Raw genomic sequence first — 18147 nt, forward strand, 5'->3', positions numbered from 1 at the left:
CTTCATTAAAAAATAGTTCAATGAAAAAAAAGCAAGAAGTGATAATTCCGTTTAAGAAAAATAGGGAATGTACGATAGAGTTACTAGGCAGATTGAAAAGTTAGGTGGAATAATGCAATTAAAAAACCTTCAACATCCATTGGAATGATTCCATTTAAAATAACAGAGGGCTATCTCTCGATATCCACATAGTAAGTTATAAGGTTATGTTTGCTTCCGTATGTACACCTACTATTTATTATTTCCCTCTCTTTGTCCCGAAGGTGATTCTTTTGTATCACCATTATCACTATAACCAGCAGGATCGTTAGATTCAGGAACCTTTTTTGGGTTTTCCTTGGTAGGTTTTTTAGGTTTTTCGGGTTTGCTATTGGGTTCACCCGAGTAGTCTTGGTTTTCTATATCTTGCTCATTTTTCTTATCCTTATCGAGCATCGGTGTTTTTTTATTTTTTGCCATAACAATCTTTTTAAATGATATTTCTTTTTAAAGTTAGTTTTGTTTTTCCTTTTCTTCTAAAACTTTAATACCCTTTAACATGCAGTGTTAACAAGGTTCAAAAGGATGGTTTTGCCCCTATTGAAGTTACTTTTCATTTATTCTAGCAAAATCTAAATCTTGAAAATCATAACTAAAATCAGTCAATGGTGAAATAGCTTTCATGGTAAAACCATTAGCACGCCCTTCGGTATCTAATGAAAAGATGACAAAAGCATCGGCCTTTAATGAAGGATCATCCCAGCGCACTACATAAGTAGTTCCTTTATAGAATTGCAAGGTTCCAGTAAGATCTTTGGATTTTTCAGAAGTAAAATAAAGTTCGTTACTTTTTTGACTAACCATCACTTTCCCGAACCAAGGATCGCTATACGTTCCGGTATATGCCTTTACATTTGGTTTTGAAGCTTTGTTTTTCAACGATGCAGCAATCTTTTTTTCTACCGAAGCAGTGATGCTATCTGCTTGTTTTTCACGCTTAAGTCGAGACTCATTGTATTGCTTTATACGGTTAGCATTAGATATTCCAAAATAACCATCTTTAATAGAATTAGTAATAGCCGTAAACGCAGCACCCGATTGCTGATTAGTAAGCACAATAATACCCAAATCTAGTTCTGGAATTAAAGTCACTTGACTTACAATCCCCAACAGACCACCAGTATGACTGGCTTGAAAATAACCGTTTACATCTTTTAAAAACCATCCCAATCCATAGGCATAAAAATGAGTATTGTATGCTCCTTTTCCGGTGCGGAGTATTGTTTGTGGGGTCCACATTTCTCGATGAGCTTGTTCACTGAACAAACTGTCTTGCTTTTTAAAACCATACTTCCCGTGATCCAATCGCACTTGTACCCAGTTCGCCATATCATCGATAGATGAATAAATTCCGCCTGCAGGATCAGATACTTTTGTAAAGGTAGCGCCTGTGATTTCCAGTTTGCCATTTACGGGCGCGTGACCATCAATACAGTTGTCATCGTTTGCAATTTTATTTCCATCCAGTGTAGTACGATCCATATTTAATGGATTAAAGAAGTGTTCTTTTATATACGCATCATACGGTTGCCCTGAAACCCGAGCAACCACTTCCCCAGCCACTATATACAATAAGTTGTCATAATCAAACTTAGACCGAAAGGATGAAACCGGCTTTAAATACCGAAGGTTGTGGATCATTTCTGCCTTGGTCGTTGTGTTGTTTGCAGGGAAGATCATCAAATCTCCGGCACCCAACCCCAAACCACTGCGGTGCGTCAATAAATCCCGTACGGTAAACGCATTGGTCACATACGGATTGTAGAGTTTAAACTCCGGAATAATATCGCTTACCTTGGTGTCCCATTCCAATTTCCCTTGGTCAATTAATTGCGCCAAAGCCGCCGAAGTAAATGCCTTGGTATTGGAAGCCACTCCAAACATGGTTTTAGTATCAACAGGTTTATTTGTTTTAAGCGACTGCACTCCATATCCTTTTTTTGAAATCACTTCTCCATCTTTTAAAACAGCAACCGCCATACCGGGAACATTGAAGGTTGTCATTGTTTTTTCTACCAGACTGTCAATTTGTTTAGAGGTAAGTGCTTGTGAAAAGCCAATTGAGGTGGCTAAAAAGAAAAATATTAAACTAAAAATAATATTGAAAGTAACTTTTTTCATAGAAGTACATATATGGAAAGAAGAATTATTTAATTTGGTATAAAGGTATTAAATTCTTTAAGGATAGTAAACAGGTGACTGAGTGAATCTCAAAACACAAAGGAGTTTTAAAATGTATACCAAAGCTCCGAAACCCAAAAAAACCTATATTTGTTACTATGCTTAACCGACTAAAAAGACTAATACATAACATCGCCTTTGTGCCTTTTTTAATTGCCTTTGCTTTTGGAGCTTTGGCCACCGTAATTGTAGCATTCCCCATACAAGTTAAAGGCACCGCTTTAGAGTTTCTTGCGATAACCGATAAAAGCAATATTCAAACCATTATCAGTTTTGTTATTACGGGTATTTTCACCTTAACGGTTTTCAGTTATACCATGGTGATGAATGTGTTAAACCGAAGTATTAGCAACTTTTCGCCACGTTTAATTCCATTATTACTATCACAGCGAGATCATAAAATTATTTTGGGCTTTACTAGTGGAACTATTGTATATGGATTGGTTTTGGCACTATTTGTCACAAACAGTTCAGAAAAACCTTTTCCCGATCTTGGCGCAGCATTAGCCTTATTATTCGCAGTGATATGTGTGGGTATTTTTATATATTTTCTGCACACCGTTTCACAAAGTATTCACATTAACTATATACTTAATGAATCTTTTGAAAATACTCGAAAAAATCTTCAAAAGAGTATAGAGCCAAACGGTACGTTTTTAAAAATCGATGAGCCCGAAAATTTGGCTCACAAAATAAAAACAAAAAAATGCGGCTATCTGCAAAATGTCGACCTTGACTACTTATCCAAACTTGCAAAAAAACATGGTTTTATAGCGAAGATAGCTCCCGAAATTGGCAATTTTGTGTTAGAAAATGAAACGCTTTTATATATTTCTATTAAACCAGACCACAAGCTTTTAAAGAAAATTTGGCGCGTACTTGAAGTAAACCTCAACGAGCCTATGGATGTTCCTGAAATAGGATTTAAACACTTTGTAGAAGTAGCTATTAAAGCCAGCAGTCCTGCTATTAACGACCCCGGCACCTCCCTTACTACTATAGATTATATTACACAGCTTTTTATTCTTCGTGCCAAAATAAAAGATCACAATGCATATAAAACTGTAAATGGTGAACTCATTTATTACAAAACAGTTCCATTTAATAAACTACGGTATATCTGTTTTACTGAAATGAAACGATATATGAAAGATGATCCCGCTCTTATATCAAAACTCAACAACGCTTTGGAAATAATAAACAAAAGATGCCAAAATTATAAGACTTGTAACTATTCAGATATTTAAAGTTTGAAAAAAAATATAAACTTCAATTTAGCTTTTCTACAAAATCTAAAGCCCTACTAATTTTAACTATAGAAATACCCTTCAATTTTAATCAAATAATAGCTTGAGTACAAGCTTATGTTTGTCAACTCATTAAAAAAGTCATAACTTTAGAAAAAAGAGGATTAATTTCCTAAAGAAAAAAATTGCACCTCTATTGGTTTTACAAGCACACAATAAGAGGTATTTGCACTAAACTGTACCTTACTATTAGTTTTAATAACATCAATAGTACGCACTCTTGCAGCCAATCTGCCTCTCGGTATCTTTGTTCATTAAGGGTACTCATTATTCTATGCGTTCTATTTTTAATCAATTCTTGTGCACCAAAATTAACTAATATTTCACCTCCTGTAGAGGAACCACAATCTTTTTCATATACAGGTACAGAAGTAATTCCCGAAAAATGGTGGACCACCTTTAAAGACACAACATTAAATACATTAATAGATTCTGCTTTAAGCAAAAACATGGAATTAGCGGCTACTTGGCAACAAGTTTTAGCTGCAAGAGCCATAAAAAAGCGTCAAGCTTCCACCCTATGGCCACAAGTTGAAGCCAATGCAAGAACATCCTTAAACAGACCACAAGCTAATTTTACTGGAGGTGAAGATATTCAACTAGGATTCTCGGCCTCTTATGAATTTGATTTATGGGGACGGCTCCGTTCTGCAAAACAAGCAGAAGCTTTTCGAGCACAAGCTAGTTTTTACGACTACCAAACTACGGCTCTAGTTCTTTCTACACAAATAGCCACAATTTGGTATCAGCTAGTAACCGCGCAACGTCAATTAACATTAGTTAATCAACAAATTGAAACTAACAACGATATTGTAAAATTAATTCAAACAAGGTTTAGCAGTGGTCAAACTCGAGCAGTAGATATCTTACGCCAGCGACAATTATTAGAATCTACCCGCAATATAAAAATAGGCTACGAAACTGATGTAGCTCTTTTACAAAATCAATTAGCCGTATTACTAGGAGAGGCACCTCAAAATAACCCGATACCAATCGCTAACGACAGTTTACCTGCCTTACCTCCGTTACCAGAAACTGGACTGCCATTAGAACTTATTAGAAAACGCCCTGATGTACAACAAGCACAACATCTATTATTAGCAGCAGATCGCGATATGGCAGAAGCAGTGCGCAGTCAATATCCCCGCCTTTCAGTATCTGCAACGGGACAGTTTCGATCTAATGCTTATGATGATCTTTTTAAGGAATGGGCCTATAGTTTAGCCGCAAATATTGTAGCACCCTTATTTTATGGAGGGCAAATACGTGCCGAAATAGACCGTACCGAAGCACTAAAAAACCAGCAATTATATACTTATGGACAAACCGTACTTACCTCCTTTCGCGAAGTAGAAGATGCTCTTCTTCAAGAACAAAAACAAAAGGAACAATTAGAAAGCCTAAAACGGCAATTAAAACTAACAGAAAAGGTAAATCGTCAATTAAAAATTGAATTTTTATATGGCGCTAGTGAATATTTAGATGTCTTACTTTCCTTAAATCAAGAACAACAGTTAAGAAGGGATGTAATTTCTGCTGAGCAAACACAACTAGAAATAAGAATTGATTTATACCGCGCCTTGGCTGGTAGTTTTGAAATAGAAAACCCAGCAACACCATAGCAAACAAAGCACTACCAGTATGAAAAATAAAAAAATACTCCTTATATGCTTGGTTATCCTACTTGCAGCTGTAGTGATTACCTTTTTTATCTTTTTTACAGAACCTACTGCTGAAAGTGAAGGTGCGACCAAACAAACTGCTATGCTTGTTAACACGGTACAAGTAAAGAAAGGAGACTATCAACCTACTTTACAAGCTACTGGAACGGTACAGCCGGTTGAAGATATCATGCTTAGTCCTTTAGTTAATGGGCAAATAATCCGTAGATCTCCAAAGTTCACGCCGGGTAGTTTTGTAAAAAAAGGACAAACCTTATTACAGATAGACCCTTCAGATTTCAGAAACACCTTAGAACTAAGACAAAGTGAACTGCTTCAAGCACAAACTAATTTAGAGGTAGAAATGGGAAGACAACAGGTAGCGGAAAAAGATTTAGAATTAGCCGGAATTGACTCGTTAAGCGATAAGGAACGGCAATTAGTCTTAAGAAGACCACAATTGGATGCTGTTCGCGCCACCGTTAAAGCAGCGAAAGCTTCCGTCAACCAAGCAGAAACAAATGTTACAAGAACTACTATCAAAGCTCCTTTTGATGCCCATGTGATAAGCCAAAATGTGACCGAAGGGTCTCAAGTAGCACCGGGAGATAACTTAGGGCGCTTGGTAGGTTCCGATTATTATTGGGTAACTGTTACTGTTCCGGTTTCTCAATTAAAATGGCTCACTTTCCCCGACACCGATTCTGAAAAAGGATCTATAGTAAAAATAAAGCACACAACAGCCTGGGATAAAGACACCTATCGAATAGGCTATTTAAACAAACAGATAGGTGCATTAGACAATCAAACTCGTTTGGCGAGAGTTTTGGTAAAAGTACCAGACCCCTTAGGTTATGAATCAGATTCTAATCTGCCTAAATTAATAATAGGTTCTTTTGTTGAAGCTCATTTAGAATCTAAAATCATAGAAGATATAGTTCGGTTAGATAGAGGCTATGTTCGCAGCAATCAAACTGTTTGGGTTATGGACGAAGGAAAATTAAGCATTCGGAAAGTAGATATAGTACTCACTGATTCAAAATACGCCTATATCCGCTCAGGATTAGAGGACAATGAAAAAATAGTCACAACCAATTTAAGTACTGTAGCCGAAGGCATTGCCTTGCGAAATGAAGAAAGTGATTCCATTCAAGAAACAACTCAAAACAAAAGTAAAGAGGAGCAATAATCGTGGAGGATAATCAAGAAAAAAAAGTGAGGAAAGAAGGAGCTATTGGGTATATGGCCAGGAATTCCATTATTGCAAATTTAATCATGATCCTCTTAATTGGCGGTGGTATTTGGACGATGTTCAATATTCAAAAAGAGGTTTTCCCGCAGTTTCAGCTTGACTTTGTTGAAGTAAATGTGGTATATCCAGGGGCAGCACCTGCCGAAGTAGAGCAAGGTATCTTATTACCTGTAGAAGAAGCCATACGCGGCATACAAGGTATTAAAGAAATTGTTTCTACCGCTAATGAGGGTTCTGGTGAAATTCTTATTGAATTAGTAGCTGGCACCGACCGGATGAAAGCTTTTCAAGATATTGATCAAGCAGTTAACCGCATTCGTACTTTTCCAGACGATATAGAGCAACCTCAAGTGGCACTTCAGTCTAGACAGCGAGATGTTATGCAAATTAGCCTCTACGGAAATGTAGACATCACAGCCTTACGAAACCTTACCGAACGTTTACGAAACCGTCTTTTAAGTAACGATGAAATTACACAAGTTGAAATAGGAAACGTACCTGATTACGTCACCCACATTGAAATACCAAGGCACAATTTACGGCAATACAACCTTACATTAGGGCAAGTAGCCGATATTGTTGCGCAATCTAGTGAGGATGTACCTGCCGGAGCCGTAGAAACACAAAGTGAAGAGATTTTATTGCGAATGAAAGAACGCAAGCAATGGGCGGAGGAGTTTGGAGATATTACCATACTATCCTCTAATTCTGGAGCTCGAGTAACCCTCTCTGAAATTGCTACCATAACGGATGGTTTTGAAGAAACTGGCTTTCATGGTCAGTTTAATCAAACTCCATCCATCGACTTAGAAATTTTTCGCATAGGAGACCAATCTCCTTTAGATATTGAAGAAAAGGTGAAAGAGATCATGGAGGATTTTCAGTTGCCTCCGGGTGTGCAATATCGTATTGATAGTAACCGTGCAGAAGACTATCGGGAACGTCTTTCACTCTTAACTGAAAATGGAGTGCTTGCAATTATCATCGTCCTAGTGATACTTACTTTATTTTTAGAGTATCGGCTTGCCTTTTGGGTAATGATTGGGATGACTATTTCCTTTATAGGGGGTGTTATTTTGCTTCCGCTTATAGGCATCAGTATCAATATGATTTCCATGTTTGGATTTTTAGTAGTATTAGGTATTGTGGTAGATGATGCGATTGTAGTAGGTGAAAACATCTACGAATACCGACAAAAAGGATTACCCTTTATGAAAGCCGCCATTAAAGGGACAAAAGATGTGTCAAAACCGGTTACCTTTAGTATTATCACTACTATTGTGGCATTTATACCGCTTTTATTTATGCCTGGTGAAACAGGGAAATTTTGGCAACCCTTACCCGCTGTAGTGATTGTTATTCTAGCAGTTTCACTTTTAGAAGCTTTGTTTATTCTGCCTTCACACTTAGGGCATCTTTCAGAAAAAAAGAAAAAGAAAAAATGGGTATTGCGTTTAGAAAAAGGACAACAATATTTTTCAAATGGTCTTACACGTTTTGTTGACACACACTATCGCCCATTTTTAGATAAATGTCTTAAATATCGATATATCACATTGTCAATTGCAGTAGCGCTACTATTAGTAGTGGGAGGTTATGGCTACAGCGACCATATGGGAATGATTATGATGCCCGAGGTAGCAGCAGATGAAATAGAAGCTGGCGTACGACTTCCGGTAGGTACAACGCCAGACCAAGCTGCTAAAGTAGCTGAAGAGATTACAAAGTCTACGCAACAAATGTTTGAAGACCACAATCTATACGAAGCTGCTGAAGGGATTAAAACTAACGTACGCGGTCAAAATTTTATCGATGTAGAAATTGTAATGCTTCCGCCCGATGACCGCGATATGACAGCTAGAGAAATGATTGCTATTTGGCGTGATAACATTGGGGATATTGAAGGAGTGGATCAAATAACTTTTGAAGCAGAAAGAGGTCCTGGCGGAGCCAGTCAAGCAATTAGTATAGATTTAAGTCATACCGACGTTGAAACGTTAGAACGTGCCAGCAAAGCTTTTTTTGAACGGATGGAAGCATATGACAACACAAGAGATGTGAGTGATAATTACAACAAGGGAAAACTTCAATACGACTTCAAACTACTACCGGAAGGCAGAAACCTTGGTCTCACTTCTAATGAAGTAGGGCGACAAGTTAGAGATGCTTTTTACGGAGCATTAGCAATACGCCAATTAAGAGGTATTAATGAAATTGAAGTTCGCGTTAAATTACCTTTAGAAGAACGTAAAAATTTACAAAACCTAGAGAACTTCTTAATCCGTACCCCTGATAGTGTAGAAGTTCCGTTATTCGACGTGGTAACAGTTAGTCAACGAGAGGCTTTTACTAGTATAAACCGCCGGGATGGACGCCGTGTCATTAACGTAGGTATGGATGTGGAACCTTCAAATGCAGTAGGGCGCGTATTAGCTTCTATTAATAATGAAGTGTTACCACAACTTCGTGCTGATTACCCTGGTATTACATGGACCTTTGAAGGAAGTCAAGCCGATATGAGAGAGTCCACACAATCTCTGTGGAGTGGGTTTTCTTTAGCTATGATGATTATGTATGCGTTATTAGCTATTGCCTTTAGCAGTTACACACAACCTTTAATCGTCATGACGGCTATTCCTTTTGGAGTTGTAGGTGCCGTGATTGGACATATTCTTTTAGGATACGATCTTTCCATTGTTAGTTTAATGGGAGTGATTGCTTTATCTGGAGTGGTTGTAAACGATTCGCTTATAATGATAGATTATGCAAATAAAAAACGAAAAGATCATTCTATATATGAATCGATTCATGAAGCTGGACTGCGCCGTTTTCGGCCTATTTTATTGACTACCTTAACCACTTTTGGAGGATTAACGCCTATTATTTTAGAAACGTCTAGTCAAGCGTTTCATTTAATTCCGATGGCCATTTCATTAGGTTTTGGGATTGTTTTCGCCACATCGATTATTTTAGTAATTGTACCGTGTTTGTATTTAGTTTTGGAAGATGCCGTACTATACATTCAAAAAGGAAAAACAGTGGAGCGAAAAAAATAATTACAGAACTAAAAAAGCTACCCTTTTTGGGTAGCTTTTAAAAATATATAAAAGGTTTTACTTACGCACTAATAGCATCATCTACTACTACTTGTGCTACATTATTATAATGAAACAACTGCGATTTATAAAACCGTGATTCTTTTTCACCTTTCTCTAGGCATCCCTTTAAAGTTTCTTCTAAATTACTATATGATATATTAGTCGTTGCTAGTTGGTTAATAGTATATAAAGAACGAGGAGAGTGATCTACAATAGCACCACCATATAAAGTAATGGTTTTTCTATCCCTATCAATTAGTACCGAAGCAGCATTAAAAAAGAACTTCAATAATGACTTCTGAAAGCTATAAAATTCAGGATTTAATTGTGAATCTACAACGCAACTTTTCTTAATAAGTTTACGCATTTCTTCGTGAATAATTTGATCTTGATTTTTCATAGTATATCAATTTATATGTTAAATATAGCTATAGAAAAGAATAGACACTTGAAGTTAACAGCAGTTTAGCGTTATTTTAACCTGATAAAAATCAATCTGTTAATATTTTAAGAAGAAATGAAAGTTATTGTTCAGTTTCTAATCCTTGTTCATCCCAAGAAGTAATCCCCCCTTGTAGATCGTACACTTTAGTAAAACCGTTTTCTTCAAGAATCTTTGCCGCACGGGCACTTCGTCCACCACTTCGGCAATAGACATACACAGGCTTTGTTTTGTCTAAGTCCTTAATCTTTTCTTGAAAATCAGCATCTGTTACACAGATGTTTTGAGCATCTTTTAAATGGCTAACACCAAACTCTTCTGTGGTGCGTACATCTACCAACTGACTTTGCTCATCGCTTTCCATAGTTTCTAAAAAGTGGTGAGGATCCATTACCTCAACTCTGCTAGAATTATTTTGACCGCACGAAACGACTAGGATTAACAAACTAAATATAGGTAGTAAAATATAATTTTTCATGATAAAGTTTTAAGAAACGGTTTCGCCTTCCCATTCGGTAATACCTCCTAATAGATTATAGCAATTTTCGAAACCTTGCGACTTTAAAATAGCACAGGCTTGAGCACTTCGGGCGCCAGAACGGCAATACACATAATAATTTTTTGAAGCATCCAACTGCTGTAGCTTCTCCATAAATTTTGGCGGATTCTGAATGTCCATCTGTTTAGCATTGGGTATATGCTTTTCAGCTACTTCTTCGTCCGTGCGGACATCTAAAATCTGTGCATTATCGTCTTCGGTAAGCTTTTCGCTCCACTCTTGTTGGCTTAAATCCATCGGTTTTAATTTTTTGTAAAAATAATGATTCTCATTGCTATAGACGCAAAAAAATTAAAAACGTTACAGGTTTTGATATAAAGTGCATTAAGGGTTTAAAAAAATGCTAATGATAAAACCCGATTACATTATGTAATCGGGTTTATAAAAACACAAGGTTATATTTTACTGCTTTACAGTACAACCAATAGCTTTTGTTTCGGTTACGGTTACTTCTTTTCCAGCCAATAATTCGTTTACTGCATTTGCTAAAAATCGATCTTTTACCGCCTCGGCATTACGCACATTATCGTCAATGGCTCCAATGTATTTTACTATGTTTTTGTCATTCTCTTTTTTCAAAAGGTATACGTGTGGTGTTTTGGTCGCGCCGTATTTTGCATAAATAGTTTGGCTTTCGTCATACAAATATGGAAAGGTAAATCCAGCTTCTTTTGCTTTTTCTTGCATTAACTCGTAGGTATCGTCTGGTTGCACTTCTGGATTATTAGGATTAATGGCAATTACAGGATAGCCTTTGCCTTTAAACTCTTGGTCCAAAGCAACCATACGCTCTTCACTTGCGACTGCAAATGGACAGGTGTTACACGTAAAAATCACAACAAATCCTTTTGCATCTGGATAGTCAGATAAGGAAACCATATCGCCATCAACATCTTTTAATTTAAAATCGGTTGCTTGGTCACCAATTGTATAGCCTTTAGCATTTTCAACTTCTGCAGGCGTAGCCATCGCAACTTCTTCATTTTTATGAGTGGCAACTTCCTCTTGATTTTTATTTTCGTTTTTACAACTGCCTAATCCAATTAATAAGAAGGCTATTATGGCCATAGGCAAGTATTTTGATACTGTTTTCATTGTGTTATTGCTTTATAGTAGTTTTTGTATTTCAGTTTTTAACTCTTCATAGGTAAACGATTTTTCGTAAAAAGTACGACTATCATTTTTATAAATTACCGTGGCAGGAATAGCGCCACTCCATTTTTCGGAAACTTGCGGAATCCAGCTATTGGCATCAGCATCGTCCAGCAAAACAATTTCAGAATGTAATTTATTCTTTTTTATAAAAGGAACCACCTGACTCTGCACCTTATTAGGAAAGTCTAAACTTGCCAAGATTACTTTTACTTTTTTATCGGCATATTCTCTATTGATTCTTTCAAAATACGGCAACTCTTTTACACAGGGCTTACACCACGTGGCCCAAAAGTTAACTACGTAGGTAGTATCATTGCTTTTCTGAAGTATTTTTTTCTGAAATGCTTCAAAATCATAGGAAGGTATTCTAACCGAAATTGGTTCTTCTTTCTTCTCATCTTTAGCTAAACTTTGAATGTCTTCAGAAACCTCCTCCGAAAGTTCGACTCTTGGTTCCGTCTTCTTTTTATCATCTGCACAAGCTTGAAGTATCAATATTAACAGTAGTAATGCTATTTTTTTCATGGTCGAAATATATTCAAAGTAATTGATTGTCAGTTTTCTTTTAACGTTTATTTCACGCAACATATTTCCAATCTTTCAAAATTAAAAGTCATTCTTTTCAGCATTAGTTTTTGTTAAAATTTGTTAAACTATTATTTCGTTTGAATTAAACGCATACATTTGTATGCACAACAATTGTATATACAATTATGGAAATTGAAGATGTAATAAAGACAAAAAAACCTATGGAAATCACCTCTAAAACGGTGATTAATATAGCTTATACTTCTCGGGTTATAGAAATGGCTACTTCGGTTTTTAAAGATTTCAACCTTACCAATCAACAGTATAATGTACTACGTATTTTAAGGGGCCAAAAAGGAAAACCAGCCAACTTATCTACGCTACAAGAACGTATGATTGACCGCAATAGCAACACGACGCGGTTAGTAGACAAATTGATTCAAAAAAAATTAGTGACCCGAAAGGTTTGTCCCGAAAATCGAAGAAAAATAGAAATTCTTATTACTGAAAAAGGTTTGTCTGTTTTAAAAGAATTAGACCCTATTATCACGGAAGCAAATCAAAATGTTGTCAAAAACTTAAATACTGAAGAACTAGAAACTTTAAATAATCTATTAGATAAATTAAGAAACGATGAGTAAATACCTTGAAAATTTAAACTGGCGATATGCCACCAAAAAGTTTGACACCACAAAAAAAATAAACGATACAGATTTAGAGTTTCTAAAAGAAGCGATGCAGTTATCGGCTTCTTCGTACGGACTTCAGCCATATGAAATTTTAGTAATTGAAAATAACGAACTTCGAGAAAAGCTTAAACCAGCTGCATGGAATCAATCACAAATTACCGATGCTTCTCATCTAATTGTAATTGCTAATAAAGTAGGTTTTGGAGATGAACTAATCGATTCATACATAGAAAATGTTAGTGCCGTGCGTGAGCTTCCTTTGGAAAGTTTATCAAATTTTTCAAGTTTCATGAAATCTAAAATTGGTGAGTTCTCTATTGAACAAAAAGCTCAGTGGGCGCAAAACCAAAGCTACATTGTTTTAGGAAACCTTCTTTCAGCAGCTGCCGAAATTAAAGTGGACGTTTGCCCTATGGAAGGATTTGATGCCAAAGTCTTCAATGACATTCTTGGACTAGATAAAAAAGGCTTGAACACAGCTGTTATAGCAACAATAGGCTACCGAAGCGAAGAAGATGAGACACAACACAACCTAAAAGTAAGAAAAGAAAAAGAAGAATTATTTACTACTATTTAACTTAAAAAAATTGCTATGAAAAAGAAAACAATTTTAAAATCAGTATTAATCTTGGCTGTCGCAGCAGGCACAGCCGCATTTACATCAACTATGGAAAAGAAAATAGATATTTCAGAAAGTTCAATTGAATGGAAAGGAAAAAAAGTATTAGGCTCACATACTGGGACTATTAATTTACAAGATGGCCATCTTGAAATGGAAGGAGACCAATTAACGGGCGGAAAATTCACTGTAGATATGACTTCCATTACCGTAACAGACCTTAAAGGAGAAGATAAAGGAAAATTAGAAGGTCACCTAAAAAGTGATGACTTTTTTGGAGTGGAAAATCATCCCACAGCTCAATTGGTTATCAATAATGCCACTAAAGACGGAAATACCTATACCGTAACCGGCGATATCACCATAAAAGGTAAAACAGAACCTGTAACCTTTGATTTAATCATGGGTGAAAGTGCTGCAACGACTAGTTTTAAAATAGACCGTACTAAATTTGGTGTACGCTATGGTTCGGGTAGTTTCTTCGATAACTTGGGTGATAATACCATCTCTAACGATTTCACCTTAGATGTAACCTTAAAATTTTAAGCATTGGTTGTTTGTGGATTACAACTTTCATTTCTATCTTTGAAATCATAAGTTTATGAACACAAACAAACAACATACCTGGTGGCATATTTTACACACGTAGCACATCGTGAGTAAAAGCACCATGGTACTTAAATAAAACCAAAGGCTTGTCTTTCACGACAAGCCTTTTTTGTTTACAACATATTATGAAATATCACTTAAAAACACATTCAAAAAAATTATTAGCAGACACGTTAACGCCGGTTTCGGTGTATTTGCGGCTGCGGGACAAATTTCCTAATAGTCTTTTGTTAGAGTCCAGTGACTATCACGCCAACGATAATAGTTTCAGTTACATTTGCTGCAACCCCATTGCTTCGATTAAAATAGCAAATGGAGTGATTACGCAACAATTCCCAGACGGAAAAGAAGCCGAAATCACCATTAATCCTGAAACAAACGTACCCGCTATCCTTGATAAATTTGCTGCTTCTTTTTCTTCCGAAGAAAACGATTTAAAATTTATCAATAACGGTTTGTTCGGATATATGGCTTACGATGCTGTTCAGTATTTTGAAAATATTGACATGACGAAAAAAGAGGAAACACTTGAAATGCCCGATGTGTACTATGCCGTGTATCAAAACATCATAGCAATCAATCATTTTAATAACGAAGCCTATCTATTTGCACATTGTTACGAAACAGAAAACAACATTCCACAACTGGAGCAATTGCTAAAATCTAAAAATTTTGCTGAGTATCCATTCAATACGCAAGGCGAACCAAAAACAAATATTGACGATGAAGGCTTTAAAGAATTGGTGAGAAAATGTAAAGAACATTGCGCACGTGGCGATGTATTCCAGATTGTACCCAGCAAACGGTTTTCACAAACTTTTACGGGAGATGAATTTAATGTATACCGTGCGCTACGAAGTGTAAACCCATCCCCCTATCTCTTTTACTTTGACTACGGAAACTTTAAAATCTTCGGAAGCTCGCCAGAAGCACAATTGGTTGTAAAAGGGGATGTTGCCGAAATTCATCCCATTGCCGGAACCTTTAAAAGAACCGGTAATGATGAACAAGACGCCGAATTAGCGAAACAACTTTCTGCAGACGAAAAAGAAAATAGTGAACATGTGATGTTAGTCGATCTGGCTCGAAATGACTTAAGCCGTCATGGAACCAACGTAACGGTTGATACGTATCGGGAAGTTCAGTTTTTCTCGCATGTAATCCATTTGGTAAGTAAAGTAACCGCCAACAAACATAAGGAAACGCCTACTATGCAAGTGGTGGCCGATACCTTTCCGGCCGGCACGCTAAGTGGCGCTCCCAAACACAAAGCCATGCAGTTACTGGAACAATACGAAAATAGAAGCCGTGAGTTTTATGGTGGTGCGATTGGGTTTATGGATTTCAGCGGAAATTTCAACCACGCCATCATCATCCGTTCGTTTCTAAGTAAAAACCACACCTTACATTATCAAGCGGGAGCCGGAGTGGTTTCAGAAAGTAAAGAAGAAAACGAATTACAAGAAGTGTATAACAAATTAGGTGCTTTAACAAAAGCCTTGAAATTAGCAGAGAAAATTTAATATGAGAATATTAGTAATTGATAACTACGATAGTTTTGTGTACAATTTAGTGCATTATCTGGAAGAATTAGACTGTGAAGTCACCGTAAAAAGAAACGACAGGTTTACCATAGAAGAAGTGGAACAGTACGATAAAATACTTTTGTCCCCAGGACCCGGCGTACCCGATGAAGCAGGATTGTTAAAAAAGATAATTGAGGTGTATGCTGCCAAAAAACCTATCTTAGGGGTTTGTTTAGGGCAACAAGCCATTGGCGAAGTTTTTGGTGGGACTATCAACAACTTAAGTGAAGTGTTTCACGGCGTTGCAACCAAAGCTTCAATTCTAGTGGATGACGAACCGCTTTTTAAAGATCTAGGTGATGAAATTGAAATAGGTCGCTACCACTCGTGGGTTGTTAATAAAGAAGATTTACCGGAAGTATTAGAAATTACATCGGTAGATTCCAACGGACAAATTATGTCGCTACGCCACAAGTTGTATGATGTTCGTGGCGTACAATTTCATCCCGAGAGTGTCTTGACGCCTAAAGGGAAAGAGATCATAAAAAATTGGGTGGAAAGCTAATTGTAGTGAGTAGTGAGTAGTGAGTAGTGAGTAGTGAGTAAAAAATATTATTTTAGTATTACCAATGAAAAAAATCTTAATCGCTCCTTTTGTATTTTTAATTCAGGTGTATCAACAGGTGATATCTCCACTCACGCCTTCCACATGCCGCTACACACCGACTTGTTCACATTATAGTGTAGAAGCCTTAAAACGACACGGATTGCTTAAAGGTGGCTGGCTGGCTATAAAACGCATCGCTAGTTGCAATCCTTGGGGTGGTTCTGGTTATGATCCTGTTCCGCCAAAAAAAGAAAGACCGTAGCGTTTGTATAGCTATTGGATTTTCTATCTTTACAATCGCACACGTACTCTTTTAAATGACTGAAATTAAAAAGGTACGTTATATAAAACATACTACATGACACAATTTTTAGCTTTCACCTGGGACCCTTCTCAAGGGATCGATCTTGGTTTTTTTGTTATCCGTTATTACAGTTTAATGTTTGTAGTCGCCTTTACACTGGGGTGGTTTATTATGAAACGGATATTTAAAAATGAAAACATTTCAGAAGAAAAACTAGACAGCCTTTTTATTTACACAGTTATCGCAACGCTTTTAGGAGCACGTTTAGGGCACGTAATTTTTTATCAAACTGAACTTATTTGGCAAGACCCTCTTTCGGTATTGCTTCCTATTCGTACCGTACCAGAGTTTGAGTTCACCGGTTTCCAAGGGCTTGCTAGCCACGGAGCGGCTATTGCTATTATTATTGCCATGTTTATGTACAGTAAAAAGGTGATTAAAAAACCCGTGCTATGGATTTTAGACCGAGTAGTAATTGCCGTAGCTTGTGGTGGTATTTTTGTACGTATTGGTAATTTTATCAATTCTGAAATAATAGGAAAACCTACTAACGGCGACTTTGGTGTTATCTTTAAACAGTTAGGAGAAACTTTTCCGCGCCACCCAGCGCAGTTGTACGAAGCGGGAGGTTATATTTTGGTATTCCTTATCCTTTGGTTTATCTACTGGAAAACAGATAAACGAAAGTACTTAGGGTATATTTTCGGGCTGTTTTTGATCCTACTTTGGACCGTTCGCTTTTTAGTAGAATTTGTAAAAGAAGCCCAAGTGGAAAACCGTGCCGAATGGGCGCTTAACACCGGACAATGGCTAAGTATTCCTTTTATTTTAATAGGTATCTATTTAATGGTACAATCGGCTAAACGAAGATATCCGAAAGAAGCATAAATTTTACTGTCATCCCGAAGGAGGCACGACGAGGGATCTCATCTGAGTGAATAACTACACGTAATTAATAGGATGTGATTTCTCTTTACAGTCGAAATGACTACAAACAATATCTCATGAAAAAAGCAATCATACTGCTACTTAGCATCACCTTAACGGGTGCTATTTTTAGCTGCAAAGACAAAACAAGCGAACAAAAAAGCATTACCAAAGAAGTTTCCTTCACTAAAGAAGGCGAACTGACCTTAAAAGAGGCTAAAACCGACTCTATTATTACTACGTTGGATATAGAAATTGCCGACGACGAATATCAAACTCAAACCGGCTTAATGTATCGCAAAGGCATGGGCGATAACCAAGGGATGCTTTTTGTATTCGAAGACTCACGCCCGCGATCATTTTATATGAAAAATACTGAGTTTAGTATAGACATTATTTATATAAACAGTGACAAGGAAATTGTTAGCATCCAAAAAAACGCCAAACCCATGGACCCAACTTCCCTACCTTCTCAAGGTGCCGCCCAATATGTGCTGGAAGTAAACGCGGGTCTTAGCGATACGTGGGAATTGGAAAAAGGAGATGTTGTGGGGTGGACGACAAATAACTAATTTCATTAATTATTGGGTTACCCTCATAACTCTTGTATTTTAAATGAATGTTGAAAATTGTTAATAATCATT

Annotated in this window: 19 protein-coding genes; 12 read left to right on the forward strand and 7 right to left on the reverse strand. The window is 36.8% G+C overall.

The features are described 5' to 3' along the window. Window positions 1–231: 231 nt before the first annotated feature. The gene (locus DZ858_RS00390) at window positions 232–459 is read right to left on the reverse strand and encodes a hypothetical protein (RefSeq protein ID WP_117157604.1); all 228 of its coding nucleotides are present in this window, start codon (window positions 457–459) and stop codon (window positions 232–234) included. 126 nt (window positions 460–585) lie between these two features. Next, window positions 586–2160 carry a serine hydrolase gene (locus DZ858_RS00395; RefSeq protein WP_117157605.1) on the reverse strand — a complete coding sequence of 525 codons (1575 nt, stop codon included), beginning with the start codon at window positions 2158–2160 and terminating at the stop codon, window positions 586–588. A 158-nt stretch (window positions 2161–2318) separates the two neighbouring features. Here DZ858_RS00395 and DZ858_RS00400 point away from each other — a divergent pair, with 158 nt between their 5' ends. The 4 genes from DZ858_RS00400 to DZ858_RS00415 all read left to right on the forward strand — a co-directional run bounded on the left by DZ858_RS00400 (window position 2319) and on the right by DZ858_RS00415 (window position 9496). Beyond that, on the forward strand, window positions 2319–3467 hold the full coding sequence (locus DZ858_RS00400; protein ID WP_117157606.1) for a DUF2254 domain-containing protein: 1149 nt from the start codon (window positions 2319–2321) through the stop codon (window positions 3465–3467). Between the two features lie 185 nt (window positions 3468–3652). Then, entirely contained in the window at window positions 3653–5149 is a 1497-nt protein-coding gene (locus DZ858_RS00405) for a TolC family protein (RefSeq protein ID WP_239990691.1), read from the forward strand. A gap of 19 nt (window positions 5150–5168) precedes the next feature. Beyond that, window positions 5169–6377: an efflux RND transporter periplasmic adaptor subunit gene (locus DZ858_RS00410; protein ID WP_117157607.1), complete on the forward strand. Its 1209-nt coding sequence runs from the start codon at window positions 5169–5171 to the stop codon at window positions 6375–6377. 26 nt (window positions 6378–6403) lie between these two features. Continuing rightward, window positions 6404–9496, forward strand: a complete 3093-nt coding sequence (locus DZ858_RS00415; protein WP_239990692.1) for an efflux RND transporter permease subunit — start codon at window positions 6404–6406, stop codon at window positions 9494–9496. A 61-nt stretch (window positions 9497–9557) separates the two neighbouring features. Here the strand turns inward: DZ858_RS00415 and DZ858_RS00420 are convergent, their stop codons facing one another. The 5 genes from DZ858_RS00420 to DZ858_RS00440 form a co-directional block, all read right to left on the reverse strand. Further along, window positions 9558–9938 carry a hypothetical protein gene (locus DZ858_RS00420; protein ID WP_117157608.1) on the reverse strand — a complete coding sequence of 127 codons (381 nt, stop codon included), beginning with the start codon at window positions 9936–9938 and terminating at the stop codon, window positions 9558–9560. 124 nt (window positions 9939–10062) lie between these two features. Continuing rightward, on the reverse strand, window positions 10063–10344 hold the full coding sequence (locus DZ858_RS00425) for a rhodanese-like domain-containing protein (RefSeq protein WP_158548330.1): 282 nt from the start codon (window positions 10342–10344) through the stop codon (window positions 10063–10065). 123 nt (window positions 10345–10467) lie between these two features. Further along, the gene (locus tag DZ858_RS00430) at window positions 10468–10776 is read right to left on the reverse strand and encodes a rhodanese-like domain-containing protein (RefSeq protein WP_117157610.1); all 309 of its coding nucleotides are present in this window, start codon (window positions 10774–10776) and stop codon (window positions 10468–10470) included. A 165-nt stretch (window positions 10777–10941) separates the two neighbouring features. After that, the gene (locus tag DZ858_RS00435) at window positions 10942–11634 is read right to left on the reverse strand and encodes a thioredoxin family protein (RefSeq protein WP_117157611.1); all 693 of its coding nucleotides are present in this window, start codon (window positions 11632–11634) and stop codon (window positions 10942–10944) included. A 12-nt stretch (window positions 11635–11646) separates the two neighbouring features. Further along, window positions 11647–12219 (reverse strand): TlpA family protein disulfide reductase, encoded by a 573-nt coding sequence (locus tag DZ858_RS00440; protein WP_117159473.1) that lies wholly within the window; start codon window positions 12217–12219, stop codon window positions 11647–11649. Window positions 12220–12407: 188 nt separating this feature from the next. Here DZ858_RS00440 and DZ858_RS00445 point away from each other — a divergent pair, with 188 nt between their 5' ends. The 8 genes from DZ858_RS00445 to DZ858_RS00480 all read left to right on the forward strand — a co-directional run bounded on the left by DZ858_RS00445 (window position 12408) and on the right by DZ858_RS00480 (window position 18075). Further along, window positions 12408–12863 carry a MarR family winged helix-turn-helix transcriptional regulator gene (locus DZ858_RS00445; RefSeq protein ID WP_117157612.1) on the forward strand — a complete coding sequence of 152 codons (456 nt, stop codon included), beginning with the start codon at window positions 12408–12410 and terminating at the stop codon, window positions 12861–12863. Next, window positions 12856–13488, forward strand: coding sequence for an NAD(P)H-dependent oxidoreductase (locus DZ858_RS00450; RefSeq protein ID WP_117157613.1), 633 nt, complete (start codon window positions 12856–12858; stop codon window positions 13486–13488). The genes DZ858_RS00445 and DZ858_RS00450 overlap by 8 nt, the downstream gene beginning before the upstream one ends. A gap of 15 nt (window positions 13489–13503) precedes the next feature. Next, a complete protein-coding gene (locus DZ858_RS00455; protein WP_117157614.1) occupies window positions 13504–14076 on the forward strand; it encodes a YceI family protein in 573 nt (190 codons plus the stop codon). Window positions 14077–14264: 188 nt separating this feature from the next. Continuing rightward, window positions 14265–15662 (forward strand): anthranilate synthase component I family protein, encoded by a 1398-nt coding sequence (locus DZ858_RS00460; RefSeq protein WP_117157615.1) that lies wholly within the window; start codon window positions 14265–14267, stop codon window positions 15660–15662. A gap of 1 nt (window position 15663) precedes the next feature. After that, a complete protein-coding gene (locus tag DZ858_RS00465; protein WP_117157616.1) occupies window positions 15664–16230 on the forward strand; it encodes an anthranilate synthase component II in 567 nt (188 codons plus the stop codon). A 64-nt stretch (window positions 16231–16294) separates the two neighbouring features. Continuing rightward, the gene (yidD, locus tag DZ858_RS00470; protein ID WP_117157617.1) at window positions 16295–16534 is read left to right on the forward strand and encodes a membrane protein insertion efficiency factor YidD; all 240 of its coding nucleotides are present in this window, start codon (window positions 16295–16297) and stop codon (window positions 16532–16534) included. A 96-nt stretch (window positions 16535–16630) separates the two neighbouring features. Beyond that, complete coding sequence (gene lgt / locus DZ858_RS00475) at window positions 16631–17464, forward strand: prolipoprotein diacylglyceryl transferase (RefSeq protein ID WP_117157618.1); 834 nt, start codon at window positions 16631–16633, stop codon at window positions 17462–17464. 116 nt (window positions 17465–17580) lie between these two features. After that, window positions 17581–18075, forward strand: a complete 495-nt coding sequence (locus tag DZ858_RS00480; protein WP_117157619.1) for a DUF192 domain-containing protein — start codon at window positions 17581–17583, stop codon at window positions 18073–18075. The last annotated feature ends 72 nt before the right edge of the window (window positions 18076–18147 follow it).

The organism is Marixanthomonas ophiurae (genome assembly GCF_003413745.1).
Classification (GTDB): Bacteria; Bacteroidota; Bacteroidia; order Flavobacteriales; family Flavobacteriaceae; genus Marixanthomonas; species Marixanthomonas ophiurae.